Below are 15,460 nucleotides of genomic sequence, written 5' to 3'. Positions count from 1 at the left end.
CACGGGCGGCGGCATGCCAACTCGGACTTCAGCCTGGATCAGGCCTTCTTCAACGCATCCTGCGCCTGTTTCACCAAGGCCGCAAAAGCCGCCGGCTCGCGGATGGCGAGATCGGAGAGGACCTTGCGGTCGACCTCGATGCCGGCCTTCTTCACGCCGTTGATGAATTGCGAGTAGGTGAGGCCGTGCTCACGCACGCCGGCATTGATGCGCTGGATCCACAGACCGCGGAAATCGCGCTTCTTGGCGCGGCGGTCGCGATAGGCGTATTGCAGGCCCTTTTCGACCTTCTCGATGGCAATACGGTAATTGGTCGAAGCCCGACCGACATAGCCCTTGGCCATGTCGAGGATCTTCTTGTGGCGGGCGTGCGAGGTGACGCCGCGTTTGGTACGAGCCATGGTCTAATTCCTTCCGTCTGGCGTCTGTTCTTAAAGCCCGTTGGGCAGGAAGAATTTGATGACTTTCTTGGCATCCGCTTCGAACATGACTTCGTTGCGGCGCGATTGCCGCTTCATCTTCGTGGGCTTGCAGGAAAGCATGTGACGCTTGTTGGCCGGCTTGAATTTGACCTTACCCGTGGCCGTGAGGGAGAAGCGCTTCTTGGCGCCGCTCTTCGTTTTCATCTTGGGCATTTTCTATCCTATTGATAAGATTGAGCATTCGGCTGCGGTTGGGCATGCCCTCTGGTTCGCCATGGCCGCATTCCATGCCGTGCGCGGCGGGTTATAGCGGGGGAAACCGGCGGAAACAAGCCGAAATCCTGGCCTATCCGCGCCCCTTTCGCGCCCGGGGCCCGATGGCTCCGGTGGCCAGCATCAGACCCAGGGTGACGGTGCCGATACCGAACCAGGCGACCGGATCCGGGAATTCACCCAGGATCGGGATGGCGAGGAGGGCGCCCAGGGCCGGGACCAGGGAAGAAAAGGCGGCGGCGCGTTGGGCACCCAGATGCTGGATGGCGATCCCATAGGCAGCCAGAGCGAGGATGCCCGAGGCCACCGCCTGATAGAGGCCGTGAAGGGCGATCTCGCCCCAAGGGAGATCGAAGACGGCCAGGCCCGAGGTCGCCAGATAATAGGGTGAGAAGCCGAGGCAGGACCCCACCCCGACCACGGCGGTCGCCATCCAGGGATCGAGGCTGGAGCGTTTCTGGGCCTGGGTGAAGCCGGCCCACATGGCGGCTGCGAGCAGCATCAGCAGATAGCCCACCCAGGCATGGCCGAGGTCGTTTTCCAGGATGTGGAAGATCCCGAACCCGCCCACGGCGACATCGCCCAGGACGATGAGGCCGAGGCCGAGATAGCGCCATATCCCAAGGCGTTCCCCAAAGAAAAGAAGGCCATAAAAGGCGACGAAAAGCGGCATGGTGCCGGGCATCAGCACGCCGACATGGGCGGCCGGGGCATGCTGCATGGAATTGGCCGCGACCAGCATGTAAGGCGCGCCGGCACCCAGGATCATGAAGAGATATTGCGGCAGGTTACGATAGTTGAGCTGGCGTCGGCGCAGCCAGAAAACCGGCAATAGCAGAACGGCGCTGATGAGAAAGCGCAGGAAGACGATGTCATCCGGGGTGAAGGCGGTGGTGACGCTGAGCCGGGTCAGCACGATCCAGCCGGCCCAAAAGCCGACCGCGACCAGGGCGCCGGTAACGCCCAGCAGAATGTTGCCGGTCTCGCGGTCGGGGGCGAGATGTGCGGTGGAAGCGGCGCTGGTCATGACAGGCGGTCCAAAAGGGGCGGGTCCCGGCCACGATATTAGGGGATGGCGGACCCACGGATCATTGCAAAAATTGCGCTATTTCAGCCCTTTGACGCATAGCCGCAGGCTTTCAGCGCCGCCAGCATATGAGGTGGTGGCGGTGCCTCGGCGCGGATCGGGTCCTTTTTGGGATAGAGCGGCAGGACCAAGGCGCGGGAATGCAGATGCAGGGGCTCTTTGGGCTTGGGCGAATTGGGCGGCAGATATTGAGGCTCGCCCAGGATCGGGCAGCCGAGATGGGCAAGATGCACGCGGATTTGATGGGTGCGGCCCGTGCGGGGATTGAGTTCCAGCCAGGTCAGACCATTGCCAGATCCCAGCACCTTGTAATCGGTGATGGATTTCTGTGCGTCCTTGTCGTCGGCGCTGGCTACCACCATGCGCCAGCCGCCCGCACGGGTGGTGAGCTTCTTCAAGGGCGCGTCGATGGTTCCGGAGGGGGCAGGCGGCGCCCCCATCGTCACGGCCCAATACGTCTTCTGGACGCGGCCTTCCTGAAACAATTTGCCGAGGCGCGAGAGGCCCTTGTGCTGGCGGCCCAAAGCGAGACAGCCGGAGGTATCCCGATCGAGACGATGGGCGAGCGCCGGCGGTTTCGGCAAACCGAAGCAGAGATGCTCGAAATGGCGCTCCAGATTGTCGCCACCGCCCGGCCCGCCATGGACCGGCAGGCCCGCCGGCTTGTCGAGAATAAGGACAAGGCCGTCGCGGTAGAGCAGGCGGGCCTGGATCTCCTCGGCTCTCATTTGGGGGCGGAATCTTCCGCCGCCGGTTCCGGTTCCGGCTGTTCCGCGAGGGCGGCCACGGCCCAGGCGCGGAAAGCGGCGATGCGCGCCAGTTCGGTCTCGTCCGGGCGGCAGACCATCGTGTAGGTGCGGCCCGTCAGCATGCTGACATCGAACGGCGCCACCAAACGACCGGCAGCGATTTCATCCTGGCACAGGCGCGAATCGACTTCGGTCACGCCGCCGCCGGCGATCGCCGCCTGCACTGCCTGATCGGCGGTTTCCACCACCAGGCCGCGTTCGACGGGCACCCCGGCAAGGCCCAATTGCCGCGCCAGCAAGCGCCAATCGTACCAGGAATCATTGCCCTGGCGCACATGGAGGAGCGGGGCCTTGGTGATCATGGTCTTTATGTCGGGCCAGTTCGATTTCTCGATCAAAGCGGGGGCGGCCAGCGGGCCCGACCGTTCGCGCATCAGCACATCGGCCACCAGGCCATCGGCTTCCATCTCGCCAAAGAGGATGGCGACGTCGTGGCCCGAATTGCGGAAATCGGGATTGACCGGCGGTGTTTCGATGCGGATTTCGAGATCCGGATGGGCGGCCTGGAATTCGGGCAGGCGGGGCAGCAGGATGCGGCGCGCGAAAGTGGGCGGGACGGCAAGGCTCAAAGGCGGCTTCTTGGATTGGCGCCGGAACGAACCGATGATTTGATCCATCCGGTCAAAACTGTCGGTCAAGACCGGCAGCAGCCTTTTGCCTTCCTCGGTCAGTTCGAGCTGCGCCTTCCGCAGGATGAGGGAGACGCCGAGGATGTCTTCGAGGTTCTTCACCTGGCGGCTGACGGCGCTTTGCGTTACCAGCAACTCGTCGGCGGCCTTGGTAAAGCTGAGAAAGCGGGCCACGGCCTCAAAGGCACGCAGGGCATTCAAGGGCGGCAATTGGCGGCGGTTCTTGGTGCGGTTCGACATCATCGTTAGATACTCAGATACATATTCATGGGCCTAGCCGGACTGGCATGACTGGATCGGACGGGCGGCAATCTAGCAGCGTCGCGGCAAATGCGCGCTAGCGATTAAGGGAATTTCCCAAGGCAGTGCCGACCGACGTCTCGTGCCACGAATTTGGCCGCGCGCTGCCAGGCTTCGTCATTGTCGCCGCGATATGTCAGGCGCCGCTCGCAGAGCGACTTGTCCTCGGTCAAGTCCAGCACGGCAAACTGCACCCAGCCGACCAGCGTGCTCATCTTGTGGATCGAGCCGAACAGCAGATAACGCATTCCCGCGGCCTTTGCCTGCGCCACGAGGATGTCGAGGCCGGGCTTCGCCGCCGTACAGGGATCGGCCCCGCAATCCAGGCTCGCGAGGGCGATCTTGCCGCTTTCCAAAAGCCGGTCGCGCAAGGTCGCCTCGAAGGCTTTCAGCCGTGCCTCATGTTCGGCTGCTCGGTCCATGATTTCGCCGGACGTATCCTGAAAATCGAAATCGGCGACAGCCAGCCTGGGTGACGCGTCGGTGTCGGCGAGGGCGACGGTGGCGATGGCAGAAGCGCCGAAGAGGACCAGCAAAAGTAGCCGCCAGAGCACCCCGGCGGCGCTGGGGCGGGGACCTGAGCATACCGGTACGTCTTGGCCTTTAACCATCCGGACGCCTCCCGATCGGGAGAAAAGCGTAGGAACTTTCTGTCGCGGCGGCAATCCATCATGCCGCGCGCTGGATACTCTACCACCGAAGGGTTAGTTGGCAGCGTGTGCCAAGTTCAATGGCACGTTATGACCCCATGCGGTTGCGTCATGTGGGGAATCTTATTTAACTTTTGTGCAACGCCGCGATTGACCTTCGCCGCCGATAGCCTAATCTGGGTGCGCGCAAAATCCTGGCCCGCCAAAGAGGCCATCCCTTGCGAGAGGGCGGATCGCGCTAACAGGGCATGGGGGCGTCATATCGTGTCGACTGCGGTGGCTGTCGAAGCCAAGAATGTGAGCAAGATTTTCGGTGCCGGGATTGGTGAAGTCCGCGCGCTGGACAATGTCTCGGTCACCATCCGACAGAACGAATTCTTCACGCTGTTGGGACCATCGGGCTGCGGCAAGACCACCTTGCTGCGTCTGATCGCCGGATTCGAAATGCCGACCGACGGCTCGATCCTCCTCGATGGCGAGGAAGTGGCGCATCTGCCCCCCTTCAAGCGGCACGTCAACACGGTCTTCCAGAATTACGCGCTGTTCCCGCACATGACGGTGGCGCAGAACGTCGCCTTCGGTCTCGAAATGCTGGGCAAGCCCAAAGCCGAAGTGCAAACCACGGTCGCGGCCATGCTGAAGCTGGTGCGCATGGAAGAATTGAAGGACCGCCGTACCAGCCAGATTTCCGGCGGCCAGCAGCAGCGCGTGGCATTGGCGCGGGCCCTCGCTCCCAAGCCCAAGGTGCTGTTGCTCGACGAGCCCTTGTCGGCGCTGGATCTCAAGCTGCGCAAGGAAATGCAGATCGAGTTGAAGCGCATGCAGCTCGAGACCGGCATCACCTTTATCTTCGTGACGCATGACCAGGAAGAGGCCCTGACCATGTCGGATCGCATCGCGGTCATGTCGCGGGGGCACATCCTCCAGATCGGTTCGCCGACGGAAATCTACGAGCATCCGGCCGACCGATTTGTTGCCGATTTCATCGGCGAGACCAATTTCCTCGAAGCCGAAGTGACCGAGCGGATCGGCGACGATGGCAAGATCAGGCTGCCTTCCGGCATCGCTCTTCCCCACAAGATGTCGAGCAATGCCGGCGTGGGTTCGGTCGTCACGCTGGCGATCCGGCCGGAGCGCATCGATCTGGTGCGGCCCGACGCCGATGCGCATCTCAAGGGCCGTGTCGACAACATCATCTATTTCGGCACCGACACCACCTTCCATATCGGCCTCGAGACCGGCCAGGCGCTGACCGTGCGGGTGCAGAACCGGCGCGGTCATCAGGAAGTGCTGCAGACCGGCGATATTGTGGGTCTCAAGATCGCGCCCGAAGCGATGCAGATCCTGAGGGATTGAGCGCATCATGGCCGTCAACGGAACCATAAACACACCCGGCGGCGCCTATCCGGGCGCAGCCGCCGCGGCCGCCGCATTCGACCGGCGTGATACGCGCGGTCGCTGGCTGCTCTCGATGCCGGCGCTCCTTATCCTGCTCTTCGCCTCGATCGGTCCGCTGGCCATCGTCGTGGTCTATTCCTTTCTGACCAAGGGCGGCTATGGCGGCGTCGAGTGGAAATTCTCGACCGATGCCTGGGTCAGCGTATTCTTCACGCGCGACATCTTCGACGACACCTTGGGTTTCGCCGACGCGCATCTCTCGATCTTCTGGCGCTCGATCCGGCTCTCCTTCATCTCGACCGGCCTGGCCCTGATTGTGGGCTTTCCGACCGCCTATTTCATTGCCACGCGGCCCGACCGGTCGCGTTCCTTGTGGCTGTTCCTGATCACGATCCCGTTCTGGACCAACCTCCTCATCCGCACCTTTGCGATCATGGAAGTGATCCGCAACGAAGGCATCGTCAACTCGATCCTGCTCTGGGCCGGTGTCATCGATGCGCCCTTGCAGATCATGTTCACCGATACCGCGGTGATGCTGGGCCTGCTCTATGTCTATCTGCCGCTGATGGTGCTGCCGCTTTATGCCAGCATGGAGCGGATCGATTTCCGGCTGGTGGAAGCTGGCTACGATCTCTACGCCACGCGCTTCCAGGTTCTGCGGCGCGTGATCTTCCCGCTGGTGAAGCCCGGCGTGATCGCCGGTTCGATCCTGGTCTTCATTCCATCGCTCGGCGCCTATGTGACGCCGCGCGTACTGGGTGGCGGTCGCAACATGATGCTGGGCAACCTCATCGATCTGCAATTCGGCCAGGGACGCAACTGGCCGCTGGGTGCCGCCCTCTCGATCACGCTGATGGTGATCGTCATGGTGGCCCTGCTCTTCTATGTGAAGAACGCCAGCAAGAGCGGGGCGCGTCATGGCTAAGGCATATTTCGACGTCAAGAAGCAGACCGGCTTTACCACCATCGCTCTTTTATGCTTCGTCATGCTCTATGCGCCGATCCTGACGCTGGTGGCCTATTCCTTCAATGCGGGAAGCTCGATCGCGATCTGGGAGGGTTTCTCCTGGCGTTGGTACGAAGCGGCCTGGGCCAACGATCAGGTGCAGGACGCCTCGGTCCGCTCGCTCATGATCGCGAGCTTCGCCGCCTTCGTGTCGACCATCGTTGCCACCATGGCGGCGCTGGCGACGACGCGGGCGCGGCCTTTTCCGGGCCTCACTTTCATCTTTGCCACCATCAACCAGCCGCTGATGGTGCCGGAGATCGTCACCGGCATCGCGCTCCTCATCTTCTTCGCGATGATCAAGATCAGCACCGGCTATACCGGCCTTGCCTATCTGCTGATCGCGCATACCGCCTTTTGCATCCCATTCGCTTATCTGCCGATCCGCGCGCGGCTCGAAAACATGGATCTGTCGCTGGAGCGCGCCGCGGCCGATCTCTATGCCACACCCTGGCATACCTTCCGGCGCGTGACGCTGCCCCTGCTCTGGCCGGGTATTCTGGCCGGCGGCATGCTCGCTTTCGTTATCTCGCTTGACGATGTTGTGATCACCGAATTGGTGAAATCCGGCGGACAGGACACGTTGCCGACCTATATGCTGGGACAAATGCGGCGCATCATGACGCCGGAAATGAATGCCATCTCGTCGGTGTTCCTCGCGATATCGATCTTGATGGTGACGGTGTTCTTCTTTTTGAATCGGAAGAAGGCCTGACGAAGCCAAAGAACGAAAGATTCGGGAAACAGGAGGATTACATGATCTCGAAGACGAAGATCGCCGCGACGGCGGTCACCCTTGCCCTGCTCAGCGGCCCGGCTTTGGCCGATGGCGAGCTCAATATCTATAATTGGGGCAATTACACCAGCCCCGAACTGATCAAGAAGTTCGAAGAAGAATTCAAGGTCAAGGTGACGGTGACCGATTACGATTCGAACGACACGGCTCTCGCCAAGATCAAGGCCGGCGGCCATGGCTTCGACATTGTCGTGCCCAGTGGCAACTACATTCCGATCTTCATCCAGGAAGGCCTGCTGCTGGAGACCAAGCCCAACGAGATGCCGAACTTCAAGAACGTCGATCCGCAATGGGTCGATGTCGATTTCGACAAGGGCCGCAATTACACGGTTCCCTGGCAGTGGGGCACCACGGGCCTCACGGTCAACCGCAAGGTCTATCAGGGCGACATCAATAGCTGGTCGATCCTGTTCGACACCCCGGCCGAATTGAAGGGCAAGGTCAATGTCGTTCCGGAAATGAACGATGTGATCGGCGCCGGTCTCGTCTATCTGGGCTTCAGCCCGCTTTGCAACGGCAACAAGGAAGAGCTGAAGCAGGTGCGTGATCTTCTGCTGAAGGCGAAGCCGGACTGGATCTCGATGGATTACGGCAATGTCGAGAAATACGCCAAGGAAGATCTGATGGCGGGTCTCAACTGGAACGGCGCCTCGCTGCGCGCCCGGTTGCAGAACGACAAGATCGAATACGGCTATCCGAAGGAAGGCGTCCCCGTCTGGATGGATAACGTCGCTGTCCTCGCCGACGCCAAGAACGTCGACAATGCCAAGGCGTTCCAGAACTTCATCATGGACCCGGCCAATGCCGCGATGATCTCCGATTTCGCACAATATGCGAATGGCATCACCGGCAGCGCCCAGTTCATGAAGGATCCGGCATTCGGCAAGGCCCCGGAAATCGTCCTGCCCGAGGGCCAGAAGACCTACATTCTGCCGGCCTGCCCGCCGGAAGTGACCGAGATCTATACCGCGATCTGGACCGAACTGACGAAGTAAGGCCCATCGGAACCCCGGCAGTCTCATCGGCTGCCGGGGTTTTTCGTGCCATGACGGTAGCCCTGCCAAAACCGATCGAACGAGGCGATGTTCCGCGCGAAGACTGGGACCGCGCGCCCTGGAACCGCTGGTCGTTCCAGCATTTGCGCGAAATCCTGCCGAGTGCCGAAGTCTGGCGTGGCACCGGCGCGGTTGCAACGCTGCCCTATCATCAGCAGACCCTGACCGACATCCGCTTTCAAACTGCGCGCGGCGAGATTTCGATCGCTGATTTCCTGGATCATTCCTACACCGACGGCTTCATCGTGCTCCATCACGGGAACGTGGTGTTCGAGCGCTACATGAACGGGATGGACGAGCGCACGCGCCATCTCAGCCAGTCGGTCGCGAAGTCGTTCCTTGGTGCGCTCTTTGGCATCATGGTTGCGGCGAAGGCGGTCGATCCGCAAAAGCCGGTCACCCACTATCTCCCCGAACTGAAGGCGACCGCCTATGACGGCGCCCTTATCCAGCATGTGCTCGATATGGGATCGGGCGTTGCCTATGACGAGGAATATACCGATCCCTATTCCGATGTCGGCCGGACCGATGTCGCCTCCGGCTGGAAACCGAAACCTGCCGGCGATACGCGTGACTGGCCCACATCCATGTGGCGCCAGGTCCTGACGCTCAAGACCAAGGAAGCCGAACACGGCGCGCGCTTTCTCTATCGCTCGATCGAAACCGATGTGCTGGCCTTTGTGCTGGAGCGCGTCACTGGCCTGCGCCTCCCCGAGCTCCTCAGCCGCGAGATCTGGCAGAAGCTCGGCATGGAAGAGAACGGCTATTACACGATCGATCCGGAAGGTTATGCGCTGGCCGATGGCGGCCTCAATGCCTGCCTGAGGGATTACGCGCGCTTCGGGCAGATGATCGCGCAGGATGGTTTTTTCAACGGGCGGCAGATCGTGCCTGCCGCCTGGATTGGGGAGACGCGGCGCGGCAATCATGCGCTGTTCGGGCCGGATTACCGAGCCACGATTCCGAAGGGCGCCTATCATAACCAGTTCTGGATCGAAGATCACGAAAGACCGGTGCTGGAATGCCATGGTGTCTTTGGGCAATGGATCTATACCGATCCTGTTCATGATTTTGTGTTGGTGAAGCTCTCTTCCTGGCCGGACTTTCTGGACGACGCACGGTTTCTGGAGGCCAATGCCGCGGCCCACGCGATCAAGCGCGCGCTCTGCCATGGTTGATCACGGCAATCTCAATTATCCGCCGCGTGACGGCTGGGACCGGGCGCCCTGGAATCGCTGGTCGTTCCAGCATGTACGCGAGATGGTGCCGACCGCCGAAGTCTGGCGCGGGCGCGATGCACCGAGCCTTCTGCCCCGTGCGCCGCGTAATCTCGACGGCATCGTCTATAAAAAAAGCGAGGGCGGCGAGAAGAACATCGCGCAATTCCTGGAGACGACCTTTACCGACGGCTTCATCGTGCTCCATCGTGGACAGGTGGTCTTCGAGCGCTACCTGAACGGGATGACCGAGCGCAGTCTTCATCTCAGCCAATCCGTGGGGAAGTCGCTGATCGGCATCCTCGCGGGTATCCTGGCCGGGCATGGATTGATGGATCCCAAGGCACCGATCGTCACCTATCTGCCGGAACTCAAGAACACCGCCTACAGGGACGCCCGGATCGAGCATGTTCTCAACATGACCTCGGGCGTTACCTTCGACGAGACCTATACCGATCCTTTCTCCGACATCGCCAAGATCGACGTCGCCTGCGGCTGGCGGCCGCGACCGGAGAATGACGGGCGCGACTGGCCGCGGACCGTCTGGGACGTGGTGCTGACATTGCAGAAGCAGGAAGCCGAGCATGGCGCCCGATTTGCGTATCGCTCGATCGAGACCGACGTCCTGGCCTTTGCCTGCGAGCGTGTGAGCGGCCTACGACTGCCGGAATTGGTGAGCCGCGAGTTGTGGCAGCCCCTGGGTGCCGAGGAGAACGCCAGTTACACGGTGGATGAAGCGGGGTATGGCCTTGCCGATGGCGGCTTCAATGCCAGTCTGCGCGATTATGCGCGCTTTGGCGAGATGCTGACCCGCGATGGATTCTTCAATGGCCGCCAGATCGCCCCCGCCGAATGGGTGCAAGGCTGCCGCTTCGGCGATCATGCGAAATTCACCGGCGATTACCGGATCGCCACACCGCATGGCGCCTATGCCAGACAATTCTGGCACGAAGATCACCGCATGCCGGTGCTGCTCTGCCGCGGCGTCTTCGGGCAATTGATCTATAGCGATCCGGCCCACGACTTCACCGCCGTGAAGCTGTCATCCTGGCCGGATTTCCGCAACAACGCGCTGCTCAAGGAGACGCTGGCGGCGCTCAATGCGATCAAGCTGGTTCTGCATCAAGGTTGAACAGGGGAAAGCATATGGCGAACGACGATCTGATCTATAAAACGGCGACCGAGATTTCGGCGCTGTTCCGCAAACGGAAACTGTCGCCGGTCGAATACATGGCGGCGGTGATCGCGCGCTCGGAAGCTGCGCAGAAGAAGATCAACGCCTTCACCTTCACCCATTACGACGAGGCGATGGATCTCGCCAAACAGGCCGAAGCGAAATTCATGAAGCGCGACGGCCGCGTCGGCGTGCTGGAAGGCCTGCCGATCGCCGTCAAGGATGAAAGCTGGATCGCCGGCAAGCCGACCTCCTATGGCTCGCTCACGGTCGGCAAGGGCTATGTGCCGGACCGCACCTCGCCCAATAACGAGCGCATCCTGAAAGCGGGTGCCATCGTGCATGCGCGCACCGCGACGCCGGAATTCTCCTGCGCGTCCTACACCCATAGCCGGCTCTGGGGTGTGACGCGCAATCCCTGGAACCGGCGCTATACGCCGGGTGGTTCCTCGGGCGGTTCCGGCGCGGCTTTGGCTGCCGGCATGGCGCCATTGGCGACCGGTTCCGATATCGGCGGCTCGATCCGTATTCCGGCAGGTGCCAGCGGCGTCGTCGGCTACAAGCCGCCTTATGGCCGCAACCCGGACGATCCGCCCTTCAATCTCGATCCCTATTGCCATACCGGGCCGATGGCGCGCTCGATCCAGGATGCGATCCTGCTCCAGAACGTGATGTGCGGGCCGAGCCCCCATGACATCGCCTCGCTGCGGCCGAAACTGCGCCTGCCTACCGAATACAAGCCGATCAAGGGCTGGAAGATCGCCTATTCCTTCGATCTCGGCATCTATGACGTGGATGCCGAGGTGGTGGCCAATATGAAAAAGGCGCTGCGGGTCTTCAAGAATCTCGGTGCCACGGTGGAGGAAGTCGATCTGGGCTGGACCCGCGATGCCATCGATACCGGCATGCGGCATCTGGAACACCTCTTCGGCACGCAATTGGCGCTCACGGCCAAGAAGCATTCGAAGATCATGACCACCTATGCCCGCAATTTCGCGCGCAAGGGCGCGAAATCGAAGGCCAGCGATTTCTTCAAATCCATGGAAGGGGCCGTGCGCATGTACGACACCTTCGGGCCGATGCTGGAGAAATACGACGTCTTCATCTGCCCGACCAATGCCGCCCCCGCGGTCAAGGCGGATTTCGACGAGAACAAGGATGTGGTGCGGATCAATGGGAAGGTCTCGCCACTCCCCAAGGTTCTGGCCTGGTGCATGACCACGCCCTTCAACACGCTCTCGCGTTGCCCCGTACTGGCGGTGCCGACGGGCCATGCCAGCAACGATGTCCCCACCTCGATCCAGATCATCGGCCGGACCTATTCGGATGCCGATGTGTTCCGGGCCGGCATCGCCTATGAGACGGCGATCGGCGGCTGGTACGGATCGCGCAAGGCGCGGCCGGTGCTCTGATACTGCTGCATCCCGGCATCGTTTGACAGCGGCGCCGGGATCGGCACAGTCTGGCGGCCACCATCAGATCATGGAAAGACGAGCGATATGAGAACGGTCTTCAGCGAGGATCACCGCTGTCAGGACGGGCGCAGCGAATTGATCGAGGGGCAATTCGTCCCCTGCAACGAGATGCCGCGCCGGGCCGAGATTGTGATCGACCGGGTGCGCGCGACGAAACTGGGCGAAATTCTCCCGGCGCAGGATTTCGGCCTCGATCCCATTTTGCGCGTGCATGACAAGGGCCTTGTCACATTCCTGCAGAATGCCTGGGAGGAATGGGCGGCGACGGGCCGCACCTTCGATGCGCTGCCACATGTCTGGCCGGTGCCGGGTCTCGGACGGCGCCTTTCGGATTCGATCGACGGCAAGCTCGGCTATTATGCCATCGATGCCGGGACACCGATCATGTCCGGCACCTGGCGCGCAGTGCAGGCCTCGGCCAATGTGGCGCTGACCGCTCAGAAGCTGGTGGCGACCGGCGAGCGCGCTACTTTCGCCCTCTGCCGTCCGCCGGGACATCATGCCGGCAGCGATTTCTACGGCGGCTACTGCTTCCTCAACAATGCCGGCATCGCCGCGCAGGCCTTTCTCGACCAGGGGGCGAAGCGCGTTGCGATCCTCGATGTTGATTACCATCACGGCAACGGCACGCAGCAGATGTTCTACGGCCGCGCCGATGTGCTCACCGTGTCGCTGCATGCCGACCCGAAGCAGGAGTTTCCCTATTTCCTCGGTTATGCCGACGAGATCGGCGCAGGTGCGGGCGAGGGTTATCACGTGAACCTGCCGCTGCCTTGGGGTACGGATTGGGCAAGCTACAGTGAAGCGCTGGAGGTTGGGCTGAAACGGATCCGCCAATACGGACCGGATGCGCTGGTGATTTCGTTGGGCCTCGACACGTTCGAGCATGACCCCATCTCGCGCTTCAAGCTGAAACACGAAGATTATTCCCGCCTCGGCGATCGTATTGCCTGGATGGAATTGCCGACCCTCTTCATCATGGAAGGCGGCTATGCGGTGGATGCGCTGGGCGTCAATACCGTGAACGTGCTGGCGGGTTTCGAACAGCGCGGCTGAGCGCGCGCCGCGATCAGTTGGACTGGTTGAGATAGGCCGGACCGCCGAGCCGTTCGAGATAGGCGCGGGCGATGTCGAATTCCAGAAACTGGCTGAGATCGAGCGCCACGGCCTCCGACAGGTGCTGGCGCGCCGTTTTCTTGTCACCGGCGATATAGGCGGCCATGCCGAGATAGAAGTGGCGGTCGAATTGCTGGTAGAGGCGCAAGGTCTCGTTGCCCTTGCCGACGCGTTTCTCGAGATCGCCTGCCGACATGCGGCCGAGAAGATGGCGGGTCAGCGGCGCCGGCCATTCATCGGCCGGCCAGCGGGCGAGGAGCTTTTCCAGTTCGGCGCGCCCTTCCTCGGCACGTCCCGCTTCGCTCAGCGCCAGGAACAGCAGCATCGGATCGAAGGGTTCCTTGGGGTCAAGCTCGGCCGCCTTGCGGTAATCGACGATGGCGCCGTCGAGATCGCCCAGCACATGCTTGATGGATCCCCGGAGCGCCACGGTCGGCCCGCTTTCGGGATCCAGTTCGACCGCCTTGTTGGCATCGGCCAAGGCGAGATCGGCGCCGCCGCTATGGAGATAGAGCACGGCGCGGCCATTGATGGCCGCCGCCATATCCGCCTCGATTTCCAGGGCGCGGTCGATATCGGCGAAGGCATCGGCCATGTTGCCGATCCGCGCGCGATGATGGGCGCGCTGGACATAGAGGAAAGCGAGATCCGGTTCGGTCTTGATGGCGGCATCGTAATCGGCGCTGGCGCCCTTGGCGTTGCCCAGTTCCATGCGCGCCTGGGCACGCGAGATCAGCGCCAGCATGTTACTGGGCTCGGTCTTGAGGACTGCGTCGAAGTCGCGCAAGGCGGCGGCGAAATCATGTTCGCTGGCAAACAGACTGCCACGTTCCAGCCGCAGGCTGGTGAGATCGGGAAAGCGCTCGATCAGGCGGTCGAGATCGGCCCGGGCCGCGGCCGCATCACCCTTGTTCTTGTCGTCGCGTCCGGCCAGCAGGAGTGCGCGGCTGCGCAAAGCCGGTGCGAAATTTGGATCCATCTTCAGCGCCGTCGAGTAATCGGCCAGAGCCGCATCCTGATTGTCGGCTGCCTGATGCCATTGCCCCCGCCGCATCAACAGCAAAGGCTCCTTGGGTTGCCGCTTCAGCGCCGCGGTGAGGTCCTCGATGGCCGGTTGCGGTTGCTCGACATCATAGCCGCGATCCGCATCCTTGTTGCGAGAGAGGTAGGCCGTGCGCCGCGCATCTTCCGGCAGATAGGAGGCGATCTGTGGCAGGAAGGCGGAGACCGGCACGGCGGTGGCGAGCAGATCGAGATAATTGGGTGCCGTCGGATCGATGAGCTGCGGTGTCAGCGTCCCATCGTCGCTTTCCGGGCTGCCGACGCTGGCCACCGTGATGGCCAGGACGCGGGGCCATTTGTCGCCGGCATCAGGGCGGGCAGCGAGGACGGGACCGCCGGAATTCCCCGGCATCGTCGTGCAATCATGCTGCCAGCCGGCGGCCTCGACCTGGCCCAGCAGCGAGCAGGAAGGATCCATGGTGAGCTTTTCGTTGCCGCGATCGGCCGGCATGCCGATCGCAGTCACCGCACGCTTGCCGCCGGCACGCGTGAAGTCGCGGGTCGAGATGGGGGCAAGCTGAAGATAGCCGAATCCATCCTCGCCGAGACAACGGTCGAGCTTCAGCAGCGACCAATCGTTCCAGCTATTGGCACGGAAGGTGGCGACTCGCTCGGCATTGGTGCCGGTCTCCGGCTCCAGATAGTCACCCCAGATGACGGGCCGGGCCGGCGAAAGGGCACCGAAATGATTCGCCTTGAGGTCGCCCGGGCCGAGATTGCCGGTGCCGGCGAAGAACAAGAGGACCTGATTCTCGGAAATGCCGCCGCTACCTGCAACGACATGGGCGGCAGTGAGAATGTGGCAGGGCGAGACCAGGAATCCGGTGCCGGCCTCGGCGCCGTCGGCATCAAGGCGCAGGACCATGCCAATGGCACCCATCGGCGAATCCTTGTCCCGGTCGACAGAAACGCGATCATCGGCATTCTTGGCGAATGCGCTGCCGGCAAGGAAGCCGAGCATCAGCAGGCCAGCCGCTGCTATGGTCATCAA

The 15,460-nt window shown here is 62.1% G+C and carries 15 protein-coding genes; 8 read left to right on the top strand and 7 right to left on the bottom strand.

What is annotated here, in order from left to right; genetic code table 11:
• Window positions 1–38 precede the first annotated feature (38 nt).
• The 6 genes from rplT to ACE3PR_RS10755 form a co-directional block, all read right to left on the bottom strand.
• Window positions 39–401, bottom strand: a complete 363-nt coding sequence (gene rplT, locus ACE3PR_RS10780; RefSeq protein WP_374371546.1) for a 50S ribosomal protein L20 — start codon at window positions 399–401, stop codon at window positions 39–41.
• A 30-nt stretch (window positions 402–431) separates the two neighbouring features.
• Complete coding sequence (rpmI, locus tag ACE3PR_RS10775; protein ID WP_374371545.1) at window positions 432–635, bottom strand: 50S ribosomal protein L35; 204 nt, start codon at window positions 633–635, stop codon at window positions 432–434.
• A 133-nt stretch (window positions 636–768) separates the two neighbouring features.
• Window positions 769–1,722 (bottom strand): DMT family transporter, encoded by a 954-nt coding sequence (locus ACE3PR_RS10770; protein ID WP_374371543.1) that lies wholly within the window; start codon window positions 1,720–1,722, stop codon window positions 769–771.
• An 83-nt stretch (window positions 1,723–1,805) separates the two neighbouring features.
• Entirely contained in the window at window positions 1,806–2,510 is a 705-nt protein-coding gene (locus tag ACE3PR_RS10765) for an RluA family pseudouridine synthase (RefSeq protein ID WP_374371541.1), read from the bottom strand.
• Window positions 2,507–3,463 carry a LysR substrate-binding domain-containing protein gene (locus ACE3PR_RS10760; RefSeq protein ID WP_374371539.1) on the bottom strand — a complete coding sequence of 319 codons (957 nt, stop codon included), beginning with the start codon at window positions 3,461–3,463 and terminating at the stop codon, window positions 2,507–2,509. Before ACE3PR_RS10760 ends, ACE3PR_RS10765 begins: the two co-directional genes overlap by 4 nt.
• Window positions 3,464–3,564: 101 nt before the next feature.
• Window positions 3,565–4,131: a DUF2380 domain-containing protein gene (locus tag ACE3PR_RS10755; RefSeq protein WP_374371537.1), complete on the bottom strand. Its 567-nt coding sequence runs from the start codon at window positions 4,129–4,131 to the stop codon at window positions 3,565–3,567.
• Window positions 4,132–4,434: 303 nt separating this feature from the next.
• On the opposite strand from ACE3PR_RS10755, the gene ACE3PR_RS10750 reads away from it, so the two are divergent.
• The 8 genes from ACE3PR_RS10750 (at window position 4,435) to ACE3PR_RS10715 (ending at window position 13,347) form a co-directional block, all read left to right on the top strand.
• On the top strand, window positions 4,435–5,526 hold the full coding sequence (locus tag ACE3PR_RS10750; protein WP_374371535.1) for an ABC transporter ATP-binding protein: 1,092 nt from the start codon (window positions 4,435–4,437) through the stop codon (window positions 5,524–5,526).
• A gap of 7 nt (window positions 5,527–5,533) precedes the next feature.
• Window positions 5,534–6,493, top strand: a complete 960-nt coding sequence (locus ACE3PR_RS10745) for an ABC transporter permease (RefSeq protein WP_374371533.1) — start codon at window positions 5,534–5,536, stop codon at window positions 6,491–6,493.
• Window positions 6,486–7,289: an ABC transporter permease gene (locus ACE3PR_RS10740; RefSeq protein WP_374371531.1), complete on the top strand. Its 804-nt coding sequence runs from the start codon at window positions 6,486–6,488 to the stop codon at window positions 7,287–7,289. Before ACE3PR_RS10745 ends, ACE3PR_RS10740 begins: the two co-directional genes overlap by 8 nt.
• Window positions 7,290–7,330: 41 nt before the next feature.
• Window positions 7,331–8,365: an extracellular solute-binding protein gene (locus ACE3PR_RS10735; protein ID WP_374371529.1), complete on the top strand. Its 1,035-nt coding sequence runs from the start codon at window positions 7,331–7,333 to the stop codon at window positions 8,363–8,365.
• A gap of 50 nt (window positions 8,366–8,415) precedes the next feature.
• Complete coding sequence (locus ACE3PR_RS10730; protein WP_374371527.1) at window positions 8,416–9,603, top strand: serine hydrolase domain-containing protein; 1,188 nt, start codon at window positions 8,416–8,418, stop codon at window positions 9,601–9,603.
• On the top strand, window positions 9,596–10,774 hold the full coding sequence (locus ACE3PR_RS10725; protein ID WP_374371525.1) for a serine hydrolase domain-containing protein: 1,179 nt from the start codon (window positions 9,596–9,598) through the stop codon (window positions 10,772–10,774). Before ACE3PR_RS10730 ends, ACE3PR_RS10725 begins: the two co-directional genes overlap by 8 nt.
• Window positions 10,775–10,788: 14 nt before the next feature.
• Window positions 10,789–12,228: an amidase gene (locus tag ACE3PR_RS10720; protein ID WP_374371523.1), complete on the top strand. Its 1,440-nt coding sequence runs from the start codon at window positions 10,789–10,791 to the stop codon at window positions 12,226–12,228.
• 87 nt (window positions 12,229–12,315) lie between these two features.
• Window positions 12,316–13,347 carry a histone deacetylase family protein gene (locus tag ACE3PR_RS10715; RefSeq protein ID WP_374371521.1) on the top strand — a complete coding sequence of 344 codons (1,032 nt, stop codon included), beginning with the start codon at window positions 12,316–12,318 and terminating at the stop codon, window positions 13,345–13,347.
• A 13-nt stretch (window positions 13,348–13,360) separates the two neighbouring features.
• Here ACE3PR_RS10715 and ACE3PR_RS10710 read toward each other — a convergent pair whose 3' ends face one another.
• A complete protein-coding gene (locus ACE3PR_RS10710; RefSeq protein WP_374371519.1) occupies window positions 13,361–15,457 on the bottom strand; it encodes a tetratricopeptide repeat protein in 2,097 nt (698 codons plus the stop codon).
• Window positions 15,458–15,460: the final 3 nt, after the last annotated feature.

Source organism: Dongia sp. (assembly GCF_041909655.1).
GTDB lineage: Bacteria > Pseudomonadota > Alphaproteobacteria > Dongiales > Dongiaceae > Dongia.
The sequence above is the reverse complement of the archived record's forward strand: the minus strand, read 5'-3'. Positions and strand labels throughout refer to the sequence as shown.